The 22,039-nt window shown below is 45.9% G+C and carries 16 protein-coding genes, 1 tRNA gene and 1 pseudogene; 14 read left to right on the plus strand and 4 right to left on the minus strand.

All coding sequences use genetic code 11. The features are described from left to right. Window positions 1–129 precede the first annotated feature (129 nt). A complete protein-coding gene (gene proC, locus AC2CGA_RS01630; RefSeq protein ID WP_076983312.1) occupies window positions 130–978 on the plus strand; it encodes a pyrroline-5-carboxylate reductase in 849 nt (282 codons plus the stop codon). A gap of 24 nt (window positions 979–1,002) precedes the next feature. After that, window positions 1,003–2,121 carry a glutamate 5-kinase gene (proB, locus tag AC2CGA_RS01635; RefSeq protein WP_014305177.1) on the plus strand — a complete coding sequence of 373 codons (1,119 nt, stop codon included), beginning with the start codon at window positions 1,003–1,005 and terminating at the stop codon, window positions 2,119–2,121. Between the two features lie 60 nt (window positions 2,122–2,181). Here the strand turns inward: proB and gltC are convergent, their stop codons facing one another. After that, window positions 2,182–3,084, minus strand: coding sequence for a glutamate biosynthesis transcriptional regulator GltC (gene gltC / locus AC2CGA_RS01640; RefSeq protein WP_003153836.1), 903 nt, complete (start codon window positions 3,082–3,084; stop codon window positions 2,182–2,184). A 145-nt stretch (window positions 3,085–3,229) separates the two neighbouring features. On the opposite strand from gltC, the gene gltB reads away from it, so the two are divergent. Together gltB and gltD are read left to right on the plus strand one after the other, a co-directional pair. Continuing rightward, window positions 3,230–7,789, plus strand: coding sequence for a glutamate synthase large subunit (gltB, locus tag AC2CGA_RS01645; protein WP_484480101.1), 4,560 nt, complete (start codon window positions 3,230–3,232; stop codon window positions 7,787–7,789). Between the two features lie 16 nt (window positions 7,790–7,805). Then, complete coding sequence (gltD, locus tag AC2CGA_RS01650; RefSeq protein WP_003153838.1) at window positions 7,806–9,287, plus strand: glutamate synthase small subunit; 1,482 nt, start codon at window positions 7,806–7,808, stop codon at window positions 9,285–9,287. Between the two features lie 375 nt (window positions 9,288–9,662). On the opposite strand, the gene AC2CGA_RS01655 is transcribed toward gltD, so the two are convergent. Next, complete coding sequence (locus AC2CGA_RS01655) at window positions 9,663–10,643, minus strand: zinc-binding dehydrogenase (protein WP_117614593.1); 981 nt, start codon at window positions 10,641–10,643, stop codon at window positions 9,663–9,665. A gap of 118 nt (window positions 10,644–10,761) precedes the next feature. On the opposite strand from AC2CGA_RS01655, the gene AC2CGA_RS01660 reads away from it, so the two are divergent. The 4 genes and pseudogenes from AC2CGA_RS01660 to AC2CGA_RS01675 all read left to right on the plus strand — a co-directional run bounded on the left by AC2CGA_RS01660 (window position 10,762) and on the right by AC2CGA_RS01675 (window position 13,577). Continuing rightward, window positions 10,762–11,628: a LysR family transcriptional regulator gene (locus AC2CGA_RS01660; RefSeq protein WP_117614592.1), complete on the plus strand. Its 867-nt coding sequence runs from the start codon at window positions 10,762–10,764 to the stop codon at window positions 11,626–11,628. A 51-nt stretch (window positions 11,629–11,679) separates the two neighbouring features. Continuing rightward, window positions 11,680–11,918: pseudogene (locus AC2CGA_RS01665) on the plus strand (His/Gly/Thr/Pro-type tRNA ligase C-terminal domain-containing protein); the annotation flags it as partial. A 37-nt stretch (window positions 11,919–11,955) separates the two neighbouring features. After that, on the plus strand, window positions 11,956–12,258 hold the full coding sequence (locus tag AC2CGA_RS01670) for an ArsR/SmtB family transcription factor (protein WP_014305172.1): 303 nt from the start codon (window positions 11,956–11,958) through the stop codon (window positions 12,256–12,258). 143 nt (window positions 12,259–12,401) lie between these two features. Further along, entirely contained in the window at window positions 12,402–13,577 is a 1,176-nt protein-coding gene (locus AC2CGA_RS01675) for an MFS transporter (RefSeq protein ID WP_117614591.1), read from the plus strand. A gap of 46 nt (window positions 13,578–13,623) precedes the next feature. On the opposite strand, the gene ggt is transcribed toward AC2CGA_RS01675, so the two are convergent. After that, window positions 13,624–15,399 carry a gamma-glutamyltransferase gene (gene ggt, locus AC2CGA_RS01680; RefSeq protein ID WP_014305170.1) on the minus strand — a complete coding sequence of 592 codons (1,776 nt, stop codon included), beginning with the start codon at window positions 15,397–15,399 and terminating at the stop codon, window positions 13,624–13,626. A 243-nt stretch (window positions 15,400–15,642) separates the two neighbouring features. On the opposite strand from ggt, the gene AC2CGA_RS01685 reads away from it, so the two are divergent. The 3 genes from AC2CGA_RS01685 (at window position 15,643) to AC2CGA_RS01695 (ending at window position 16,848) form a co-directional block, all read left to right on the plus strand. Continuing rightward, window positions 15,643–15,873: an excisionase family DNA-binding protein gene (locus AC2CGA_RS01685; RefSeq protein ID WP_003153848.1), complete on the plus strand. Its 231-nt coding sequence runs from the start codon at window positions 15,643–15,645 to the stop codon at window positions 15,871–15,873. Window positions 15,874–16,187: 314 nt separating this feature from the next. Then, entirely contained in the window at window positions 16,188–16,733 is a 546-nt protein-coding gene (locus AC2CGA_RS01690; RefSeq protein WP_003153850.1) for a site-specific integrase, read from the plus strand. 42 nt (window positions 16,734–16,775) lie between these two features. Beyond that, window positions 16,776–16,848: transfer RNA gene (locus tag AC2CGA_RS01695), tRNA-Arg, on the plus strand. A gap of 145 nt (window positions 16,849–16,993) precedes the next feature. Here AC2CGA_RS01695 and AC2CGA_RS01700 read toward each other — a convergent pair. Next, window positions 16,994–17,536, minus strand: a complete 543-nt coding sequence (locus AC2CGA_RS01700) for an IseA DL-endopeptidase inhibitor family protein (protein WP_015417595.1) — start codon at window positions 17,534–17,536, stop codon at window positions 16,994–16,996. A 228-nt stretch (window positions 17,537–17,764) separates the two neighbouring features. Between AC2CGA_RS01700 and AC2CGA_RS01705 the strand changes: the two genes are divergently transcribed. From AC2CGA_RS01705 to dacB, 3 genes are all read left to right on the plus strand, one after another. Then, window positions 17,765–19,153 (plus strand): MATE family efflux transporter, encoded by a 1,389-nt coding sequence (locus AC2CGA_RS01705; protein ID WP_139885609.1) that lies wholly within the window; start codon window positions 17,765–17,767, stop codon window positions 19,151–19,153. A gap of 115 nt (window positions 19,154–19,268) precedes the next feature. Beyond that, the gene (locus AC2CGA_RS01710) at window positions 19,269–20,237 is read left to right on the plus strand and encodes an aldose 1-epimerase (protein WP_139885610.1); all 969 of its coding nucleotides are present in this window, start codon (window positions 19,269–19,271) and stop codon (window positions 20,235–20,237) included. An 18-nt stretch (window positions 20,238–20,255) separates the two neighbouring features. Beyond that, complete coding sequence (gene dacB, locus AC2CGA_RS01715; protein WP_103695042.1) at window positions 20,256–21,731, plus strand: D-alanyl-D-alanine carboxypeptidase/D-alanyl-D-alanine endopeptidase; 1,476 nt, start codon at window positions 20,256–20,258, stop codon at window positions 21,729–21,731. Window positions 21,732–22,039: the final 308 nt, after the last annotated feature.

Genomic DNA, 22,039 nt, shown 5'->3' on the forward strand with positions numbered 1-22,039 from the left:
GTGATTCATTATACATAATAACAGGCTCGGAACAATACATATCAATAAAACCTCCAAACTTGACATCGACTCCTGAAGTGGTAACATAAAAAACGTGTGAAAAATACGAACAAAATACGAACAAGGGAGATGTTACCGATCTTAGATCAAAAGAAAGTTGCTTTTATCGGAGCAGGATCAATGGCTGAAGGAATGATATCAGGCATGGTCCGCGCAAAAAAAATTCCCAACCAAAACATCTGCGTGACAAACCGCCGCAATACAGAGCGACTCGCTGAATTGGAACATCAATACGGAATTCAAGGCATTGCTTTTGACAGCATGAAAACCGAAGACATTGATGTCTTTATTTTAGCCATGAAACCGAAGGATGCTGAAATCGCTCTTGCTACGCTGAAACGGCGTATTCAACCTCATCAAATCATCCTGTCTGTTCTGGCAGGCATAACAACCTCATTTATACAACAATCATTACATGACCGTCAGCCAGTTGTAAGAGTGATGCCGAACACATCCAGCATGATCGGCGAATCGGCAACAGCTGCGGCTTTCGGAGACCATGTCTCTTACGGTGCAGCAAAAACCGCGGTATCTCTTTTGGAATGCCTCGGGGAAGTGTACGTGATCAAGGAAGATCAGATGGACATTTTCACCGGCATCGCAGGCAGCGGACCGGCGTACTTCTATTATTTAATGGAGTTTATTGAAAAAGCAGGTGAAGAAGCCGGCTTAGACAAACGGCTGTCCCGCAAAATCGGGGCGCAAACGTTATTGGGCGCTGCAAAAATGCTGATGGAAACGGGTGAAAAACCGGATGTGCTTCGGGAAAACATCACCTCTCCAAACGGCACGACGGAAGCCGGCCTCGATGCGCTCAGGTCAGAAGGCGGCGGAGAAGCCATTGCCAAAGCCATTAAACACGCGACCGAACGTTCTATTGAGATCAGCAAAACAATTGAAAAAACGGCAGCACTATAATCGTTAAAAAACAGGAGTGATACAGTGACGTCTCGGACGAAGATCAAAAGAGTCGCGGTGAAAATCGGAAGCAGCTCACTGACGAGCCTGCACGGGGAAATCAGCAGAAGAAAGCTGGAAGCATTGGTGGATCAAATCGCACAGCTGAAGGACAGCGGCTATGAAGTGATTTTAATATCTTCCGGCGCAGTGGCGGCAGGTTATCGGAAGCTCGGATTTATTCAGAAACCGGAAGGCCTCCCTGAAAAACAGGCTTCTGCTTCCATCGGGCAGGGATTATTAATGGAGGCTTACTCAAAGCTGTTTTTAGCGCACGGTTATGTCGCATCACAAATATTAATTACAAGAAGCGACTTTTCCGATGAATACCGCTACCATAATGTGCGCAATACGATGAACGTCCTTTTGGAACGGGGCATTATTCCGATTATTAATGAAAATGACACGGTCACAGTCAACCGGCTGAAATTCGGAGATAACGATACACTCGCAGCGAAGGTGGCAGGTTTAATTGATGCCGACATGCTTGTAATTTTATCAGACATTGACGGTTTATATGATGATAATCCGCGCAGCAACCCGAAAGCGAAAAGAATCAGACATGTAAGTGACATCACTCCGGAAATAGAAGCAAGCGCGGGAGATGCCGGGAGTGAAATGGGAACCGGCGGAATGCGTTCGAAACTGGATGCTTTTAAAATTGTGATGGCCTCCGGTATTAAAGGCTTTCTCGGGCAGGCTAACATTCCGGACATTCTGCTTCAAGCGGTAGATGAGGCGGCTGAAGGAACTTATTTTGAAGCGGAAGGAACCCTGCCGTTAAACCACAAAGAACAATGGCTTGCATTTAATTCCGGCCCCGAAGGCGAAATTGTGATGGAAAAGAAAAGCAGCCGCGATGTCGCGAACGGAAATATGGCGCTGTCACCGCAGGATATCGAACAGATTAAGGGCAGATTCAGCAGCGGAGCGGTTGTCAGGCTGCTTGATCAGCAGGGAGAAGAGCTCGGACTCGGCATCGTCAACTATTCCTCAGCCCAGCTGAAGACATTTAAAGAAACGCCTCACAAACAGACCGATCAATCAGTCATTGATCCGGAAGCGTTTGTCTGCCACGTTGAACTATCCATTCCGATCGGCTGAGAAAGATCTATAAAAATATGAAAAAGCCCGAGGCTTCGTTTTGAAGCTCGGGTTTGTTTTTTATTGATATTGTTCAAGTTTGGAGAAAAATTGAATGACAAAATGATAGAAATCATTTGCAGACGGAGCCAGTTCTCTTCCTTTTGGTTTAATAATGCCTACGGTGCGCTTCACTTGAGGAAATTCAATCGGAATTTTGACCGTGAACCGGGGTGTGGTTTCTGCAAAGGTGCTTTCAGGCAATAAAGTAACTCCCATCCCCGCGGAGACTAATCCTTTAATGGCATCTAAATCCTCGCCTTCCGTCGATACAAGCGGCGCAAAGCCGGCCTGTCTGCAAGCGTCAATCGCCATGTTTCGGAGAATAAACCCTTCGGGAAATAAAACGAATTGGTCGCCGCGCAGATCAATTAAATGAATATTTTTCTGTTTGGCAAGCGGATGATGCAGCGGAACAAGCGCGTAAATCTTTTCCGTGAATAAGATATTGCCTGTTATGTCGGGGAATTCCGTCGGAACGGGGCCGAGCAACGCAGCATCTATATCCCTGTTTCTTACCGCTTCGATTAAAAACTTATAAGAACCCTGGCGGAGCAAAAACTCAACGTTCGGGTATTCCTCTTTAAATGCCGAAATCACAGTCGGCAAAAGCTGGCTTGCAAGGCTCGTCGGAAATCCTATTTTGACGGTTCCGCGATTCGGATCAAGATATTCATCAATTTGTTCCTTCGCATAATCAATTGCTTTCATCGCCGTTTTAACATGTTCTAAAAATTGTTTGCCGATCGGCGTTAATTTAATATTTCTGCCTTCCCGTTCAAATAAAGTGACTTTCAGCTCTTCTTCAAGATTTGCAATCTGCCGGCTGATGGCGGATTGTGCGACATGCAGATGATCAGCCGCTTCTGACACATGTTCCCGTTCTGCTACCTCCATAAAATAACGAAGCTGGCGTAATTCCATTGCGTTCACACCCATCTATCTCATTTTGAGATGTATTTGATCTAAATTATATATTGTTTATATTGTTTTGAAAACTTACAATTAATTTAAAGTTGTCAGATTTTATGACCGATAATTAACGGAAACTGATCGGGGGAGAGGAATTATGACTTACAATCAAATGCCGAGAGCACAAGGTCTCTACCGTCCGGAATTTGAGCACGATGCATGCGGAATCGGCTTGTATGCCCATTTAAAAGGGAAACCTTCACATGACATTGTCAAAAAAGGACTGAAGATGCTTTGCCAGCTGGATCACAGAGGAGGACAGGGCAGTGATCCGAATACGGGTGACGGCGCCGGCCTGATGGTTCAGATCCCTGATGCTTTTTTTAAGAAAGAGTGCGGAGAAATGAAGCTGCCGGAAAAAGGCCGTTACGGGGTAGGAATGGTCTTTTTCTCGCAAAATGAAGAGGAAAGAAAAAAGATCGAAAAACAGGTGAATGCATTCATTGAGCAGGAAGGACAGATCGTTCTCGGCTGGAGAACCGTCCCTGTAAATGTCGGAAAAATCGGAACAGTGGCACAAAGCACTTGCCCGTATGTGCGTCAAGTATTTATCGGAGCCGCAAACGATTTGAAAGACAGCCTTGCTTTTGAACGCAAATTGTATGTTATCCGGAAGCAGGCTGAAAATTGGGGCGTTCAAGAACAGCTTGATTTTTACTTCGCAAGCCTGTCAAGCCAGACTATTGTTTATAAAGGGTTGTTAACGCCTGAGCAGGTTGACGCTTTTTATTTGGATTTGCAGGATGAAACCTTCGTATCTGCATTTTCACTCGTGCATTCAAGATTCAGCACAAATACCTTTCCTACTTGGGAACGTGCCCATCCGAACCGCTATCTGATTCATAACGGAGAAATCAATACGCTCCGGGGCAACATCAATTGGATGAGAGCGAGGGAGCAGCAGTTCGTTTCAGAAAGCTTCGGAGACGATCTTCGCAAAGTGCTGCCGATTTTAAATGCTGAGGGCAGTGACTCATCCATTCTTGATAATGCGTTTGAATTTTTCGTGATGGCGGGGCGGAAACCGGCACATACGGCAATGATGCTGATTCCGGAACCATGGACGGAAAACACTCACATGTCTAAAGCGAAACGGGCTTTTTATGAATATCACAGCTCTTTAATGGAGCCGTGGGACGGGCCGACCGCCATTTCGTTTACGGACGGAAAACAAATCGGCGCCATCCTTGACCGTAACGGCCTGCGTCCGGCACGTTACTATGTGACAAAAGATGACCATATTATTTTCTCATCTGAGGTCGGCGTTATTGAAGTGGAGCAGGAGAACATTCTTCATAAAAAACGTCTGGAGCCCGGAAAAATGCTGCTCATTGACTTAGAGGAAGGCCGGATTATTTCAGATGAAGAAGTAAAAACAGAAATCGCCAATGAATTCCCGTATCAAAAATGGCTTGAAGAAGAATTGGTTCAAGTGAATCCTGACCCGGAAATCCGGGAAGAGGAACAATTCGATGATCTTCTCGTCCGTCAAAAAGCGTTTGGCTATACGTATGAAGATATCCAGAAATATTTAATTCCTGTTATTAAAGAAGGCAAGGACCCGCTCGGCTCTATGGGAAATGATTCGCCGCTCGCCGTTTTATCCGATCGCGCCCAATCACTGTTTCATTACTTTAAACAGCTGTTTGCGCAAGTCACAAACCCGCCGATTGACGCGATCCGCGAGCAGCTTGTGACCTCTACGGTGACATGGCTTGGGGCTGAAGGTGATCTGCTGCATCCGAGTGAAAGAAATGCACGCCGCATAAAATTGTATACTCCTGTATTATCAAACGAACAGTTTTATGCGCTGAAAACACTTGTGCACCCTGACATTAAGAGCCAGAACATCCGCACGCTGTTTTCCGATGACCTGGAAAAAGGCCTGAAGGATTTATTTCAGCAAGCGGAAAAAGCGATCAAGGAAGGCGTATCTCTGTTAATTTTATCTGACAGGGCAATGAGTAAGGAATTGACGCCGATTCCGCCGCTTTTGGCCGTCAGTGCGCTGCATCAGCATTTGATCCGTCAAGGCCTGCGAACAAAAGCAAGCATTATCGTTGAATCCGGGGAAGCGCGTGAAGTTCATCACTTTGCGGCTCTCATCGGGTATGGTGCCGATGCTGTCAATCCGTATTTGACTTATGCTACGTATAAGCAGGAAATCGATGAAGGCCGGCTTGATATTCCGTATGAAGAAGCTGTCAGCAAATACGGAAAGAGCGTAACAGAAGGCGTCGTGAAAGTGATGTCAAAAATGGGGATTTCAACTGTGCAAAGTTACAGGGGCGCCCAAATTTTTGAAGCGGTCGGCATCGGTGAAGACGTTATCGCCAAATACTTTACCGGTACTGCATCTCAGCTTGGCGGAATCGATATCGAGACGATTGCGCAAGAAGCGAAACAGCGCCATCAAGCGGCGTACAAGGATGATTACAGCCAAACTCTTGATCCTGGAAGTGAATTCCAATGGCGGAACGGGGGAGAGCACCACGCTTTCAACCCGAAAACCATCCATACACTGCAATGGGCCTGCCGAAAAAATGATTACAGCCTGTTTAAGCAGTATTCTCATGCAGCGGATGAAGAACGAATCGGATTTTTACGCAATCTGTTCGCCTTCAAAGAAGACCGCAAGCCTTTAAAATTAGAGGAAGTTGAATCAGCTGCGTCCATCGTGAAACGTTTTAAAACAGGAGCGATGTCATTCGGTTCATTAAGCAAGGAAGCCCATGAGGCTTTAGCGATAGCGATGAACAGGCTTGGCGGAAAAAGCAACAGCGGAGAAGGCGGCGAGGACCCGAAACGTTTCGTTCCGGATGAAAATGGCGACGACAGAAGAAGTGCGATTAAACAGATCGCCTCCGGCCGTTTCGGCGTAAAGAGCCATTATCTCGTCAATGCGGATGAATTGCAGATCAAAATGGCGCAAGGAGCGAAGCCGGGAGAAGGCGGTCAGCTTCCGGGGAACAAAGTATATCCTTGGGTCGCGGATGTCCGCGGTTCTACACCAGGTGTAGGGCTGATCTCACCGCCTCCTCACCATGATATTTATTCAATTGAAGATTTGGCGCAGCTGATCCATGATTTGAAAAATGCAAATCGAAGCGCGCGAATCAGCGTCAAGCTCGTGTCAAAAGCCGGTGTCGGCACGATTGCGGCCGGTGTGGCAAAAGGCACTGCGGATGTCATCGTCATCAGCGGCTACGATGGCGGAACGGGCGCATCGCCGAAAACGAGTATTAAACATACCGGTCTTCCGTGGGAGCTTGGTCTTGCAGAAGCTCACCAAACGCTGATGCTGAACGGTTTACGGGATCGCGTGGTATTGGAAACGGACGGTAAGCTGATGACAGGCCGAGATGTCGTAATGGCCGCCTTGCTCGGTGCGGAGGAATTCGGCTTTGCTACAGCGCCGCTTGTCGTTCTTGGCTGCATCATGATGCGCGCCTGCCATTTAGATACATGTCCTGTAGGTGTCGCGACGCAAAATCCGGAGCTCCGCAAAAAATTCATGGGCAATCCTGACCATATCGTAAATTACATGCAATTTGTCGCAGAAGAAGTGCGTGAATATATGGCGCAGTTAGGCTTTAAGACGCTTGATGAAATGATCGGACGGACAGACGTTCTTCATGTCAGTGAACGTGCGAAAGCGCATTGGAAAGCGGGCCAGCTTGATTTATCCACACTGCTGTACCAGCCTGAAGGCATACGCACTTTCCGTACGGCGCAAAACCATAAAATCGACGAGTCGCTTGATATGACGGTTATTCTTCCGGCGGTGCAGGCTGCAATTGAAGCCGGTCAGGAAGCGGAAGCTGAAATCAAGATCAATAATACAAACCGCGTAGCCGGAACCGTGACGGGAAGTGAAATTTCTAAACGCTACGGAGCGGAAGGCCTGCCGGATGATACGATCAGACTTCATTTTACCGGATCAGCCGGACAGAGTTTCGGTGCATTTGTCCCTAAAGGGATGACGCTTCATTTGAACGGGGATTCAAATGACTACGTAGGCAAAGGGCTTTCAGGCGGAAAAATCATCGTGAAAGCGCCTGATGCCTTCAATTGTGAAACACACGATAACGTTATTATCGGGAACGTCGCATTTTACGGAGCAACAAGCGGGGAAGCGTACATTAACGGGCGCGCCGGTGAACGTTTTGCAGTCCGTAACAGCGGAGTCAATGTCGTTGTAGAAGGTATCGGAGACCACGGCTGTGAATACATGACAGGCGGCCGGGTTGTCGTCCTCGGCGAAGTCGGCAAAAACTTCGGGGCGGGAATGTCAGGCGGTATCGCATACGTCCTGAGTGAAGATGCCAAAGCATTTAAACGCAAATGCAACATGGAAATGATTTCATTTGAAAAGCTGACGGATGAGGCGGAGATCAAAGAAGTGCAAGAAATGGTCAAACGGCATGCGGCGCTGACAAACAGCAAAAAAGCCGCAAATCTCCTGGACAATTGGGAAAAAGCCGCAGAAACCTTTATCAAAGTCATTCCGAAAAACTATAAACAAATGCTCCTCAGCATCGAAGAACAAAAAGCGGCGGGTTTATCAGAAGAAGACGCAATTATGTATGCTTTTGAAGCCAATACAAAGGTTCAGCAAACGCCTGCCAAAGATCAAAAACAAGCGGTAGTACAGTAAGAAAGGGGAGAGGAACATGGGGAAACCAACTGGATTCATGGAAGAAAAACGAGAAAAACCGGCTGAGCGGGACCCTCTCACTCGCTTAAAGGATTGGAAAGAGTATTCGGCTCCATTTTCAGATGAAGCGTCAAAGCGGCAGGGGGCGCGGTGTATGGATTGCGGCACACCGTTTTGCCAAATCGGCGCTGATATCAACGGTTTTACCTCCGGATGCCCGATTTATAATCTGATACCGGAGTGGAATGACCTCGTCTATCGGGGGCGCTGGAAAGAAGCCTTGGAGCGCCTTCTGAAAACGAATAACTTTCCTGAATTCACAGGGCGGGTCTGTCCCGCTCCTTGTGAAGGATCTTGTACGCTGGCCATTTCAGATCCGGCTGTTTCAATTAAAAACATCGAGCGGACGATCATTGACAAAGGTTTTGAAAATGGATGGATTCAGCCGAGAATTCCCGCGAAACGCACAGGTAAAAAAGTCGCTGTCGTCGGTTCAGGCCCGGCAGGTCTGGCAAGCGCTGATCAGCTGAATCAAGCCGGTCATTCCGTAACGGTCTACGAGCGTGCCGACAGAGCCGGCGGCCTGCTGATGTACGGCATTCCGAGCATGAAGCTTGAGAAAAATGTCGTCGAACGCCGTATTAAGCTTTTGACGCAGGAAGGTATAGATTTTGTGACAAATACCGAAATCGGCGTTGATATAACGGCAGATGAGCTGAAAGAACAATTTGATGCCGTCATTTTGTGCACAGGCGCCCAAAAGCAGCGCAATCTGCTGATTGAAGGCCGGGAAGCAAAAGGCGTCCATTATGCGATGGACTATTTAACACTGGCGACGAAAAGCTATTTAGATTCCAACTTCAAAGACAAACAATTTATAGACGCTAAAGGGAAAGATGTCATCGTGATCGGCGGAGGAGACACAGGAGCTGACTGCGTGGCAACCGCGCTGCGTCAAAAAGCGCGCAGCGTGCACCAGTTCGGGAAACATCCTAAACTTCCTCAGACGCGCACGAACGACAATATGTGGCCTGAACAGCCGCACGTCTTTACCCTTGAATACGCCTATGAAGAAGCGCAGGCAAAGTTCGGCAAAGACCCGAGAGAATATTCAATTCAAACGACAAAAATGGTGGCCGATAAGCAGGGCCGCTTACAAGAGATCCACACCATTCAAATGGAAAAAGTCAGAAACGAATTCGGAAAGTATGAATTTCATGAACTGCCCGGTACAGAAAAAGTCTGGCCTGCTCAGCTGGTGTTCATCGCCATCGGTTTTGAAGGGACAGAACAGCCATTATTGAAACAGTTCGGAGTCGATTCGGCAAATCATAAAATTCAGGCGGCATATGGGGATTATAAAACGAATGTTGACGGTGTTTTCGCCGCAGGGGATGCGAGAAGGGGCCAAAGCCTGATTGTATGGGCGATTAATGAAGGCCGGGAAGCAGCGCGCGAAGTCGACAGTTATTTAATGGGGAGCACTGTTTTACCGTAAATAAAGGGGTTTATTTATAAAACCGGCTGGGATCAGCCGGTTTTTCGTATTGAAATGGAACCTCCTTCTTCTTGTATTGGTCATATAAAGGTAATGTGGAAATGGAGGATAAATATGGAATTTTGTTTTACAGAGCGGAGAGATTGTTTTTTTCCGCAGACTGATACGATTTGCAAGCCTTGCGCAATCGATCAGGGTGCTGCTGACGGCGGAAGTCATCGCTGCCGTTTAAAATGACGCCTTAAAAAACATGACGGGCTCTGTGTGTCTGCAGTCGATTTGCGGGCAGATTTTAATCGATGAAGAAAAACATATTGAATTTCAAGCGGAAACGCTTAAAAACAAATAAGGGAACGGACGGGTCCGTTCCTTTTTTTAGACATCTATACGAAAGCCGATATTGCCGAACTGCCGTCCTTCCCGCATTCTGTTAAAAGCGGCAGCTGCTTCACTGAGAGGGTACATGCGGTCGATAATGGGACGGAGCTCGCAGCGGTTTATCAATTCCAGCATATCCGCGAATTCCTCATTGCTTCCCATTGATGTACCGAGAATATGAATCTGCGGAAAAAACAGCGAGCGAATGGGAAATCCGAGCTGATCGCCTGAACTGGCGCCGAATGTTACGATCCGGCCATTCGGTTTAATAATGTCAAGATAGTGTTGATATAAAGCGGGGCCTACACCGTCAAGTATGATATCTGCTTTTTCGCCATTCAGCGCCTCATTCCAGTCACCGTAGCTGTCAATCGCCCGGTCTGCACCGTATGACAGTGCGGTTTGTTTTTTGTTTTCACTGCGGGAGGTGACGCTGACTGTCGCTCCGATAGCTTTTGCCATTAATAAGGCATATGTTGCCACGCCGCTTCCGATGCCCGGAAGGATAAGGTGTTCGCCTTTTTTTAATTGTCCTTTTGTAAATAAGGCGCGATAAGCGGTTAATGCTGATAACGGCAGGACGCCCGCTTCCTCCCAAGTCAGGTGTTCGGGTTTTAAAACGGCATTTTCCGCAGGAACGATGACATAAGGTGAAAATGTTCCGTCGCTCGGACCGCCTAAAATATCAGGGACGGCTGGTACGTCCTCAACAGTCTTCCAATTCAGTACCGGGTTGATGATGACTTCTGCATTCAGTAAATGAGACCGGACGCCGTGTCCTATTTCGGTTACGATTCCCGCGCCGTCTGAACCGAGAATAAATTCATGGTTTCCGGTTTCGTGTTTTTTCATTAAAAACAAATCACGATGGTTTAATCCGGCTGTTTTCAGCTTTATTTTTACTTCGCCGTTTCCCGGCCTTTTGTCAGGTGCCTGCCTGAAATTAAAGCCATTTTCGTGTATGATAAGGACATTCATGATTCTTCTCTCCTTTATGATTGATGAGAAAAATTTTACAGGCTGTATCAGCTGCAGTAAATAAATGAAAATTGATAGCCGGCTATCAATAAAAATCATAGCAAGAAGGTGCCCTTAGATGGAAAGCGGAGACTTAAAGATTTTTCAGGCTGTCGCCCGCAAAGGAAGTATTTCAAAGGCGGCAGAAAGCCTGCATTATGTTCAATCAAATGTGACAAACCGGATTCAGCAGCTGGAACGGCAATTGCAAACACAGCTTTTTTACCGCACAAATCGGGGAATGACGCTGACGCCAGCAGGTGAAAACTTATTAAAAGACGCAGACAGAATCCTTCAATTGCTGCATGAGGCGCAAAAAACAGCGCGAGAGGCAGGCGATCCGAACGGGCCGCTTCGAATCGGTTCTCTTGAAACGGCGGCAGCCGTCCATCTCCCTCAATTTTTCACGGAGTATTGCAGCCGCTACCCGAAAGTACAGCTGTCACTGTCAACCGGTGATACACATACCTTAGTGCAGCGCGTTCTACACTATGAGCTGGACGGCGCTTTTGTTTACGGACCGGTCGAATATGAAGATCTTGAGCAATTCGCTGTATTTCAAGAAGAATTGGTCTTGGTTTCAAATAAGCGGGAAGGCAGTTTGCAAGACTTGCTGCGAGAGCCGATTCTGTATTTTGCCGCGGGCTGTTCGCACCGCCGCAAAATAAAAAACATACTGAAAGAAGAGGCAGTGCCCGCACATAAAATCATTGAATTCGGTACGTTGGAAGCCATTATTGTGGCGGTGCAGGCGGGGTTGGGGGTCTCCTTTCTGCCTGCATCAGCCGTCCGTTATTTTCAAAACAGGAAAAATCTTTTTCTTCATAAGCTCCCTGAACATTTTCGGAATATGAATATATCATTCATCTACCGGAGTGATTTATTTTTGACATCGGCGTTTGAAGAACTGCTGAATGGATTAAAGACATTATCGAACAGAAGATGAGAAAACAGGACAGCTGTGTACGCCAATTTTTTCGTTCCGGTTTTTCTCAAAAAGAAAGCGGGTATCCGGGCTGAGCTCGATCAGCGTGATGAAAAACTCGGCTATAAAATCAGAGAAGCACAAATGAAAAAATACCGTATATGGCGGTTGTGGGAGATCAAGAGTGCCGCCATCATTCTGTACATGTAAGGCAATACGGGCGGGAAAACACATTTGAAGAGAATGTGAGTGATTTTATTTCCCGGATCATAAGAGAGACAAAACAAAAAATAGAGATTCAAGAAAAATAACATTGACATATCGCAAAATCACGATATAATAAAGCGTATGAAACCTATTGATGTTTTTAAAGCGTTGTCTAATGAGTCACGGCTTGAGATTTTACAATGGCTGAAAGAGCCGGACCGTCACTTCGCACCGCATGATGGCATTGATATGAATGAGATCGGAGTATGTGTCAGCCAGATCACCGATAAGCTTCGGATGACACAGTCAACGGCGTCTCAATATCTTTCCATTCTTCAGCGCGCAGGCCTTATCCAAACAAAACGGATTGGCAAATACACCTATTATAAAAGAGATGAAGATGCGATAAAGGCGATGGCCGATTATTTTCAGCGCGAAATGTAGGGCTGAATCCTTTAGAAGAGGGATTCAGTTTCTTTTCCTGACTACACATCGACATATTGCGATTTGTTTCTGTTTGTTCAACTCTTTATATCGATATATCACAATATATCTTTATATAAATCATCAATGAAGGAGTGTGTCAGGTGCAAAATACCTGGAAGATTTACATTTTGGCAATTATCAGCTTTTTAGTGGGGACGTCTGAATATGTGATATCCGGGATGCTTGATAAAATTGCAGGTTCCTTGGGAGTTACTGTGGCAGCAGCAGGGCAGCTGATTACGATTTTTTCACTTGTTTATGCAATCGGAACGCCTGTCATGATGGCCCTTACAGCAAAACTGGACAGAAGGAAGCTCATGATCTATGCTCTTGGATTGTTTGTAATCGGAAATATCATTTCATTTCTTGTACAGGGATACGGCTTATTTGCGGCAGCCCGGGTGATCATGGCGCTTGGAGCAGGAACTGTGGTGGTCACCGCGCTTACGATCGCAGCAAAAATCGCTCCCCCGGGAAAACAGGCAAGTTCTCTCGCGACCGTCATTATGGGGTTTACGGCGGCGCTCATTATCGGTGTTCCGATCGGAAGAACCGTGTCTGAAGCTTTTGGCTGGAAGGTGGTTTTCGCCGGAATTGCGGCAATCGGAATCATTGCCATGCTTATTATACGTTTTGCGTTGCCTGAGATAAAAGGAGATAAACCGGTGCCGCTTATTCAGCAATTTTCTCTTTTGAAGAAACGAAAGGTGGCTGTCGGGCTTGCTATTACGTTTTTTTGGCTCGGAGGCTATTCGGTTGCGTATACGTACCTTTCTCCGTATTTACTGAACGTCACTCATATCGGCAGCGGAATACTGAGTACATTGCTGCTTATTTTCGGTGTTGCTAGTCTTGCCGGTTCTAAAGCAGGCGGTTTCAGTGCTGACAAATGGGGGGCGCGTATGACATTAACCGGCGGAATGGTGCTTCATGCTATCATGCTCATGTTATTGCCGTTTGTCACACATTCTGCTTTCGGAGCGGCGGCAGTACTTATTTTTTGGTCCTTCGCCGCCTGGTCATCAGGACCTGCTCAGCAGTATCATTTGGCAACGATGGAGCCTGAATCATCGGGTGTATTACTTGGTCTCAACCAGTCTGTGATGCAGCTGGCTATGGCGGCCGGGGCGGGCATCGGGGGCATTGTTGTCACTCATCTGTCTCTTGCATCAGTGACATGGATCGGATCAGCGGGTGTTGTCATCGCGATGTGCGGCGTGCTTTCACTTGCCTCGTTAACATCTGAAAAACCCTCATCTGAATACAGTGCAGAATAAACAAAAGCCTCATTTCTCAGCTTGAGAAACGAGGCTTTTTGTCTAGTTATTTTTTATATTGTTTCAAGTTTACGCCGATTGCGGCTCCGTTTCGGCTTGAGTCGGCAACTCCGGTAAAGGTGCCGTTTTCACGGTCGATCAGGATGCTTTGCACATTACCGATATCAACCGGGCTGCTGCCGAATTTATGCCCCATTTCATTCAGTTTTGTGCGGGCTTCTTCCGGCACTCCTTTTTCATATCGATAGGATGTCATGCTGTTTGTGTAAATTCTCGGCTCTTCGACCGCCGCTTTCAGATCCATGCCGTACTCAACTTTGTTCAGGATCGTTTGCAGGACGGAAGAAATAATCGTTGCTCCGCCGGGAGAGCCGACAGTCAGGACAGGTTCGTTATTTTTGAATAAAATAGTCGGAGTCATGCTGCTGAGCGGACGTTTATTCGGCTGCACTTCATTTGCGCCGCCAGGCACCGCATCGAAGTCTGTTAACTCATTATTCAACACAACGCCGTATCCGGGAACCATAATGCCGGAACCAAACAGCTGTTCAATCGTTGTCGTATAAGATACGACATTGCCGAAGCGGTCGGTTACCGTGAAGTGGGTCGTTTGGCCTTCTTGTTTGTCAGTCGGCTGCTTCACTTGTTTATAGTTTGCAGAACCTTCCTGATAGGCCCAAGGGTCGCCGGCTTTCGGTTTTTTATTGACTTTATCAATATCTATCAGCTGTCTGCGGGCATTGATATAATCTGGATTCAAGAGGCCTTTGAGAGGGACGTTGACGAATTCTGGATCCCCGGCAAATGCGGCGCGGTCAGCATAAGCCAAATGCATCGTTTCTGCGAGAAGCTGATATTTTTGCCAAGAACGGATATCATATTGAGAAAGCTTAAAATCATCCAGGAGGTTCAGCATTTGCAACAGGAAAACACCGCCCGAGCTTGGAGGAGGAGCAGTTGCGATATGATAGCCCTGGTAATCTCCCCAGATCGGTTCGTCAATCGTCACATTGAAGTTTTTGATATCTTTTTCTGTCATTGAGCCGCCGAATTCCTGCACTGTTTCCGCAAGCTTTTTGGAGAATGCACCGTCATAGAATGCTTTTGTGCCTTTGTACTTAATAGCTGTAAATGTTTTGGCTAAGTCTTTTTGGATGAGTGTGTCTCCTTCTTTCAGAGGTTCTCCGTCCGGAAGAAACACGTCTTTTGCAGCGGTGTGTGATAATTTGTCTTTATAATCTGAGATGGCATCAGCTAAAACCGAATCGATCGGAAAGCCTTTTGAGGCAAGTTTGATGGAAGGGGTGATGAGTTGTTTCATGGAGCGTGTGCCCCATTTGTCGAGCGCTTTTTCAAGTCCTTTTAATGTTCCCGGGACACCGACTGCAGTCCCTTTAGTAACGCGTTCGGAGAAAGGGATGGCTTTGCCGTTCTCGTCAAGGAACATATCCGGTGCTGCGCCTGCCGGTGCGCGTTCCCGGCTGTCGATAATGGTGGTGTCTTTCGTCTTCGCATCATAAACCATCATAAATCCGCCGCCGCCGATTCCTGACATCATAGGTTCAGTTACGTTTAATGCGAATTGAATGGCAACCGCGGCGTCAATTGCATTCCCTCCTTTTTTCAGCACGTCGGCACCGATTTGTGAAGCGAGAGGATGGGCGGTGGCAACCATGCCGTCTTTGCCGACATCTACCTGTTTGTAGTCGTCATAGGAAAACGGGTGTTTCTTAGCCTGAGCGTGATAAGGGATGCTTCCGGCCGTGAGCAAAGTACTGAGCAGAACGATAAAACAGAGATTCATAAACTTTTTCTTTTTCATAGTCTGCCTCCTTTGTTTTCCGCTTACAATTATAGAGTAAGTAAAATGTGCTGTTTTCACAAGTGACAAACGGAATAGTCCGGTGCGCAAAAAGCCGGAGTTTCTGTGTGAATATAATCAGTCGCAAATAGGCTAAATGGGAAACCGGGCAGAAAAAGCTGTGAAACAAGCATAAAGACAAAAAATAAGCTACAATAAACAAAACAGAATTCACTCACATGACATATGAAAGGAACGTGAGCCATGTATTTAACGATCAAAGAGACAGCTGAGTTTACCAGTCTTCCTGAAGAATATGTGCACAATCTTGTTTTGACGAATAAAATAAGGGCCGTACATGACGGACAGCAATATTTAATCAACAAGGAACAATTTCAAACCCATCTCGAACAGCTGGAAAAATATAAGGAAATGATTCAAGAGTTTTTAAATGAGCCGCTTCCTGAAGACATTGATGTAAAAGATGAAGACTAGGACACAATTTCATATTGTGTCTTTTTTTTCATTTTTTTCGGTTGCTCACAAAAAAACGAATGCTCAGATTTCGTTTTAAGGGCGTTGTTTTTCTTTTTTAATACCGTGAGTCTCTATTGATTTAAAATCCCGTCATCGGGTCAAAAATGATGTTTTTGAAGACTTCGATGAAACTGTGTGCCTTATTCCTCTTATGTAACACTATGTATATTATGTTACATAAGGCCCTTTATCCTTTATCATTCAACAGGTTTCGGCTATAATAGTAACATAATGCTCAATATGTTACTTTACCAATTATAAGGGGTTTTTTGATGCATATCGTACAGCCGATCCGAAGTTTGGAGAAGATCCAGGAAGTCAAACAGTATTTAATGAAGAAAAGTGATCGTGATTATTTTTTATTTATTTTCGGCATGAACAGCGCACTGCGGATTTCTGATGTTCTGCCGCTTCGCGTGAGGGATGTAAGGAACAAAGATCATGTGTGGGCAACCGAAAGCAAAACGAGAAAGAAAAGAAAAATTCTGATACTGGAGTCTTTAAAGGCCGACATATACGCTTATACAAAAGACATGAAAGAGGATGACTATTTGTTTAAATCGAAACGGACGAATAAGCCCATTTCCCGGATTCAGGCATACAGAATATTAAAGGAAGCAGCTGCCGCGTGCGGATTGGAGGAAATCGGGACGCATACGCTTAGAAAGACGTTCGGGTATCATTTTTATCAGAGGACAAAAGACATTGCTGAACTGCAGAGGATTTTGAATCATTCTTCTCCGTCTATTACAATGCGTTATATCGGAATAGATGAAGATACGACGAGAGCCGCTTATAAAGTGTTCGGAGGGCTGTAGGCTTGAAAAAAACGGCCGCCAGCGTTACTATAATAGAAGCAGGCTCTAGTAGCACAGCGGATAGTGCAGCAGTTTCCTAAACTGCAGGTCGGGAGTTCGAATCTCTCCTAGAGCGTTTTTTGTATAAGATAGGCGCAGATTAATAATGTCGGCAAGACAGAAAACGCCTTGTTATACAAGGGGTTTTTGAGTTGAATATTTCGCAAGAGCCTGGTGGAAATGATGTAAAAAAAGCCCGCTGTAAGCAAGCGGGCTTTTTCTTATATGACAGCATCAAATTGATTGACTTTCCAAACGTTGTTTTCTTTTACGAATGTTACATCGCGTTTTGCTGACGGGGAACCGTCAAGAGTCGGTACAGTGAAGCGGTATGTTTGAACGCTTCCTTTTTTAGAAAGAAGGGTCATTTTTGCTTTTTTCCAATTCAGGAGGTTATCTCCGTCGCCGACCGGAACAGCCAATTTGCCGTCTTTTACAGTGAAGTGGTAATCTTTGAGCCCTTTGTCAATCGCTTGCTTTGTAAAAGCGGGTGTCAGATATTTTACGGCTTTCGCTTTTGTTCCGAGGTCTTTGCACATAAATACGTATTGAAGATTTTGATATTCAAACGGTTCAGATGTGCAGTTTGCGTTTGATTTAAGCGCACCGCCGCTCATCGTGTTCCAGAAATGTTCTCTCGCTGACAGGGCCAGCTGAAGTGCTTGTTTTTGTGTAAGGTCATTAGATGCATTTTTGGCGGTCGCCGCAGTGCCCAATGACAGAATCAATGTAATAGTAGTGAGGAATAATAGCCATTTTTTCATGATATAATCTCTCCTTCAATCAATCTCTTTCTCTTATGTTACAAATGTTACAATAATTACGGTAAGATTACAATACCTTTTCAGAAATATTTTCCGGACTTTTTATTTTTATGGTTTATTTCCATGTAAGACGTGAGAAAAAGATAAAGAGTTTCATTGAACAAAAGGTTTTTACAAGCTGTCTGCTGAATAATAAAATGGAAGAAAATCAAAAAAGGAGTCCTACATATGGAAGTACAAGATCATTTAGAAACAGCGGAAGGCCGCGGCCAGTCTGTCTGGCGATCGATGTCACTGTTTTTAGTGCCGCTGCTTTTAAGCAATGTATTGCAATCTGTCGGCCAATTGGTCGGAATGGTATTTGTCGGAAAGTGGCTCGGAGTTGATGCGCTTGCCGCCGTATCGTCTTTTTTTCCGCTGTTTTTTCTGCTGATCTCCTTTACGATCGGAATCGGTTCGGGAAGTTCCATTCTGATCGGGCAGGCTTACGGCGCGAAAAACGAAGAGAGGATGAAGGCGATTGTCGGCACTACACTGACTTTTACCTTTATGCTCGGTGTTGTTCTGGCAGTTGTCGGCAGTGTGTTTACGCTTGATATTCTGCGGCTGATGGGAACGCCGGAAAACGTAATAGATGTCAGTGTCCGATATGCGCGCATTTTGTTTTGCGCAATGCCGCTGATGTTTTTATATTTTGCGTATACGACATTTTTACGCGGAACGGGAGATTCAAAGACTCCGTTTTATACGTTAATCGTCAGTACAGTCATAAACATCGGTCTCTTGCCCTTATTGATTCTCGGGCTTTTCGGACTTCCGAAGTTCGGCATTTACGGTTCGGCGTATGCAACCGTGATTTCAAACATCGTGACATTTATCGTACTCATGGTTTATTTGCGGAAAAGGAAACATCCATTGGCATTTGACCGGACTGCGCTCCGTTCTCTTAAAATGGACAAAAAGCTGCTCGCGCTTTTACTCCGTCTCGGTATTCCGTCAAGCATCAATATGATTCTCGTATCACTTTCTGAAATTGCGGTCATTTCATTTGTCAATCATTACGGATCAAACGCGACGGCTGCTTACGGGGTCGTCAACCAAGTGGCGAGTTATGTGCAGATGCCGGCGGTAAGCCTCGGTATCGCCGTTTCAATTTTTGCCGCCCAATCCATTGGCGCCAATCAATTCGGCCGGCTGAAGCAGGTCATCAAAGTCGGAATCGGCCTGAATTATTTGATCGGCGGGGTTTTGATTGTGCTGATTTACACCTTCTCCCGGCAGATACTGGCTTTGTTTTTAACCGATCAGGATACACTCCGCATTGCCCGCAATCTGATTATGATTACCCTTTGGAGCTATCTGATTTTCGGTCACGCTCAGATTGTTTCAGCAACAATGCGGGCGAGCGGTACGGTGTTATGGCCGACGATTATCAGCATTTTTACGATTTGGGGAATTGAAGTGCCTGTGGCCTTTATTCTTTCTCATTATACGAATCTCGGCATTCTCGGCATTTGGGTCGGTTATCCGGCGGCTTTTGTCGTCAGCCTGCTGCTGCAATACGGATATTACCGGTTTGTATGGAAGAAAAAACAGATTACCCGGCTGATTCAATAAGGTTTTACCGCACATCGCTCAATTCATACGGGCGATGTTTTTTTTAGAGAAGGAAAATGAGTTTAGAAAATGGAATTCCTATACATGCTAGAAAACAAGGAAAGGGCAGGTGCTTATGACGATTGAACATACGACTTATTTAGGAGTTTCAGCCATAAAGGCGGAGACTGATCAGGCTGAATGCATCATTGTGCCGGAGTGGGGATCAAATGTCATATCGCTTCGGGATAAAAGAACCGGTATGCGGCTTCTGAGAGAACCGGAAACTGCGGAGGAATTCCTCAAAAAACCGATGCTGTACGGCATTCCCGTTTTATTCCCGCCGAACCGGATTACGGACGGGACGTTTCGTTTTGACGGGCGCGCGTATCAATTCGAGATAAACGAAGAGGATAAACATAATCATATTCACGGCTTTCTTCACAATCAGCATTGGAAAGCGGCAGCAGCGAAAGAAGAGGGGGATGGAATGACAGTCGAAACAGAAATTGATCTTTCAAAGATTCCCCGTGTTCATAAACAATTTCCGCACGATGTCATTGTCCGGATGAACTATACATTAAAAGACAATGTGTTTACGCAGCGGGCGCTGATTATGAATAAGGGAACGGAGGCTTTCCCTTGGGGGCTAGGCTATCATTCCACATTTGTTTTCGATGAAGAGCGATCCCGTCTATTTTTGACGGCTGACCGCATGTGGGAATTAAATGAACGTTTCGTACCGACGGGCCGTTTATTGGATGTTCCTGATAAAGAAGCGTTCCGTCATGGGATGTCTTTGAAAAATAAACAGTTTGACGATGTTTTTCTTTCTTCCGGACGGAATGGCGGCAATAACGAAGCTGTTATTTATCATCCGAATGAGAAATTATCCGTTTTGTATCAGGCAGACACGTCTTTCAAGCATTGGGTGGTATATAACGGTGACGGAAAGCAGGGGTTTGTCAGTCTTGAGCCTTATACTTCCGTTACAGATGCATTTAATCTGAATCAGCCTGCATCACTGACAGGGCTTCAGATTCTGAAACCGGGCGAAGAAGCGGCTGCGTCATCCAGGATCACCATTTTGCATGACGAAGAATAGGAAAGAGGCGGGATAACATTGAAAACATATGTGAAACGCTTGTGCGCGGTGATTCTGCTTTTGATCATTGCTGAAGTTCCTTATATTGATGATGCGGCTAAGGCGGCTGAACAAAAAAATACTTTGCAAAAAGAGCTGGAACACATTCTGGATGAAGAACCCGCTTTAAAGGGGGCTTCAGCGGGCGTCAGTGTCCGGTCAGCAAAAACAGGGGAGGTGCTGTTCGGCAGCCGGGAAGATATGCGGCTGAGGCCTGCATCATTGATGAAACTGCTGACGGCAGCTTCGGCGCTTTCCGTTCTCGGAGAAGATTACACCTTTAAGACAGAAGTACGGGCAGACGGCGCCGTGAGAGGAAAACAGCTGCGCGGAAACCTTTATCTCAGGGGAAAAGGCGATCCGACCCTATTGGCTTCTGATTTTGAGAAGATGGCTAAACAGGTCAAAGCCAGAGGCATCCATGTCATTAAAGGAGATCTGGTCGGGGATGATTCGTGGTATGACGATACCAGGTATTCAGTTGATCTTCCGTGGAGTGATGAAGGCCAATATTATGGCGCGCAAGTATCAGCTCTTACCGCTTCCCCAAATGAGGATTATGATACCGGAACGGTGATTGCGGAAATCAGCCCGGCGAAACAGCCCGGTAAAAAGCCGCGCATTTCAATTTCTCCCTATACGGACATCGTTCGTGTGAAAAATGAAGTAAAAACCGTCGCTTCTGATGAAAAGAAAGAATTGACGGTTGAACGGGAGCACGGTGGCAATGTGATTACGATAAAGGGAACCATACCTGCCGGCTCGGCAAAGGCAAGAGAATGGGCGGCAGTGTGGGATCCGTCGTCCTATGCTTTAGATTTATGGAAACAAGCGCTTACTAAACAGGGTATAACTGTAAAAGGGAAAATCAGAACAGGCCGAATGCCGCACCGCACCCAGCTTGTCACATCACGGTCATCCATGCCTCTTTCAGAATTATTGATCCCGTTTATGAAACTGAGCAACAACGGGCACGCCGAAATTCTGATCAAGGAAATGGGAAAAGTGAAAAAAGGGGAGGGCAGCTGGGAAAAGGGCTTGGACGTGATGAAATCGGAGCTCAAATCGTTCGGGCTCAATCCGGATGAATTGATTGCAAGAGACGGATCCGGCGTTTCTCATATTAACGGCGTATCCGCCGGCCAAATCGGAGAGCTTTTGTATGCGGTTCAGAAAGAGAAGTGGTACCCGGCTTTCCTTCGTTCGCTCCCTGTCGCCGGTGCAAGCGACAGAATGACGGGAGGCACTCTTCGGAACCGGCTGAAGAATACTCCGGCAGAGGGCAAAATTAAAGCAAAAACCGGGTCACTAACATCAGTCAGTTCGATTGCCGGCTATGCAGACACAAAAACAGGAGATACGCTTATTTTTTCCGTGCTTCAAAACGGGCTGCTTGACGAAGATGACGGAAAAGACATTGAAGACAAAATCGCAGTCGTGCTGGCAAATCAATAAGAAGGGCCGGATCCTTAGAGGGTTCGGCTTTTTTGATGTCTGTAAAACATTATATTGCGATTATGAATCAATCTTTTCAAAAAGTAATATCGGCAACATTCTTCCTTTTTTTTACATGATACTTTCTTACTTGTTCACTGATTTTTCATTTTTTATCATAAAATTTCTTTTCGGAAAGCAAAACCTTTTTAAAAGCGCAATTAATTATACATTTTATTCCTTATTATAGTGTTTTAGAACCAGTTTGCAGTGTACATACATACTGTTTTACATGGTATAAAAATTATAGAAATGAAGAAGTGAAGTGA

The organism is Bacillus sp. SYZHCR11, assembly GCF_057196865.1.

Excerpts from the sequence above, each read along its gene's own strand:
- AC2CGA_RS01700 (WP_015417595.1), bottom strand. The coding sequence starts at position 17,536 with ATGAAAAAATGGCTATTATTCCTCACTACTATTACATTGATTCTGTCA.
- ggt (WP_014305170.1), bottom strand. The coding sequence starts at position 15,399 with ATGAAAAAGAAAAAGTTTATGAATCTCTGTTTTATCGTTCTGCTCAGT.
- AC2CGA_RS01705 (WP_139885609.1), top strand. The coding sequence starts at position 17,765 with ATGGAAGTACAAGATCATTTAGAAACAGCGGAAGGCCGCGGCCAGTCT.
- proC (WP_076983312.1), top strand. The coding sequence starts at position 130 with ATGTTACCGATCTTAGATCAAAAGAAAGTTGCTTTTATCGGAGCAGGA.
- AC2CGA_RS01655 (WP_117614593.1), bottom strand. The coding sequence starts at position 10,643 with ATGAATGTCCTTATCATACACGAAAATGGCTTTAATTTCAGGCAGGCA.
- gltD (WP_003153838.1), top strand. The coding sequence starts at position 7,806 with ATGGGGAAACCAACTGGATTCATGGAAGAAAAACGAGAAAAACCGGCT.
- gltB (WP_484480101.1), top strand. The coding sequence starts at position 3,230 with ATGACTTACAATCAAATGCCGAGAGCACAAGGTCTCTACCGTCCGGAA.
- AC2CGA_RS01670 (WP_014305172.1), top strand. The coding sequence starts at position 11,956 with ATGAAACCTATTGATGTTTTTAAAGCGTTGTCTAATGAGTCACGGCTT.
- AC2CGA_RS01685 (WP_003153848.1), top strand. The coding sequence starts at position 15,643 with ATGTATTTAACGATCAAAGAGACAGCTGAGTTTACCAGTCTTCCTGAA.
- AC2CGA_RS01660 (WP_117614592.1), top strand. The coding sequence starts at position 10,762 with ATGGAAAGCGGAGACTTAAAGATTTTTCAGGCTGTCGCCCGCAAAGGA.
- AC2CGA_RS01690 (WP_003153850.1), top strand. The coding sequence starts at position 16,188 with ATGCATATCGTACAGCCGATCCGAAGTTTGGAGAAGATCCAGGAAGTC.
- gltC (WP_003153836.1), bottom strand. The coding sequence starts at position 3,084 with ATGGAATTACGCCAGCTTCGTTATTTTATGGAGGTAGCAGAACGGGAA.
- AC2CGA_RS01710 (WP_139885610.1), top strand. The coding sequence starts at position 19,269 with ATGACGATTGAACATACGACTTATTTAGGAGTTTCAGCCATAAAGGCG.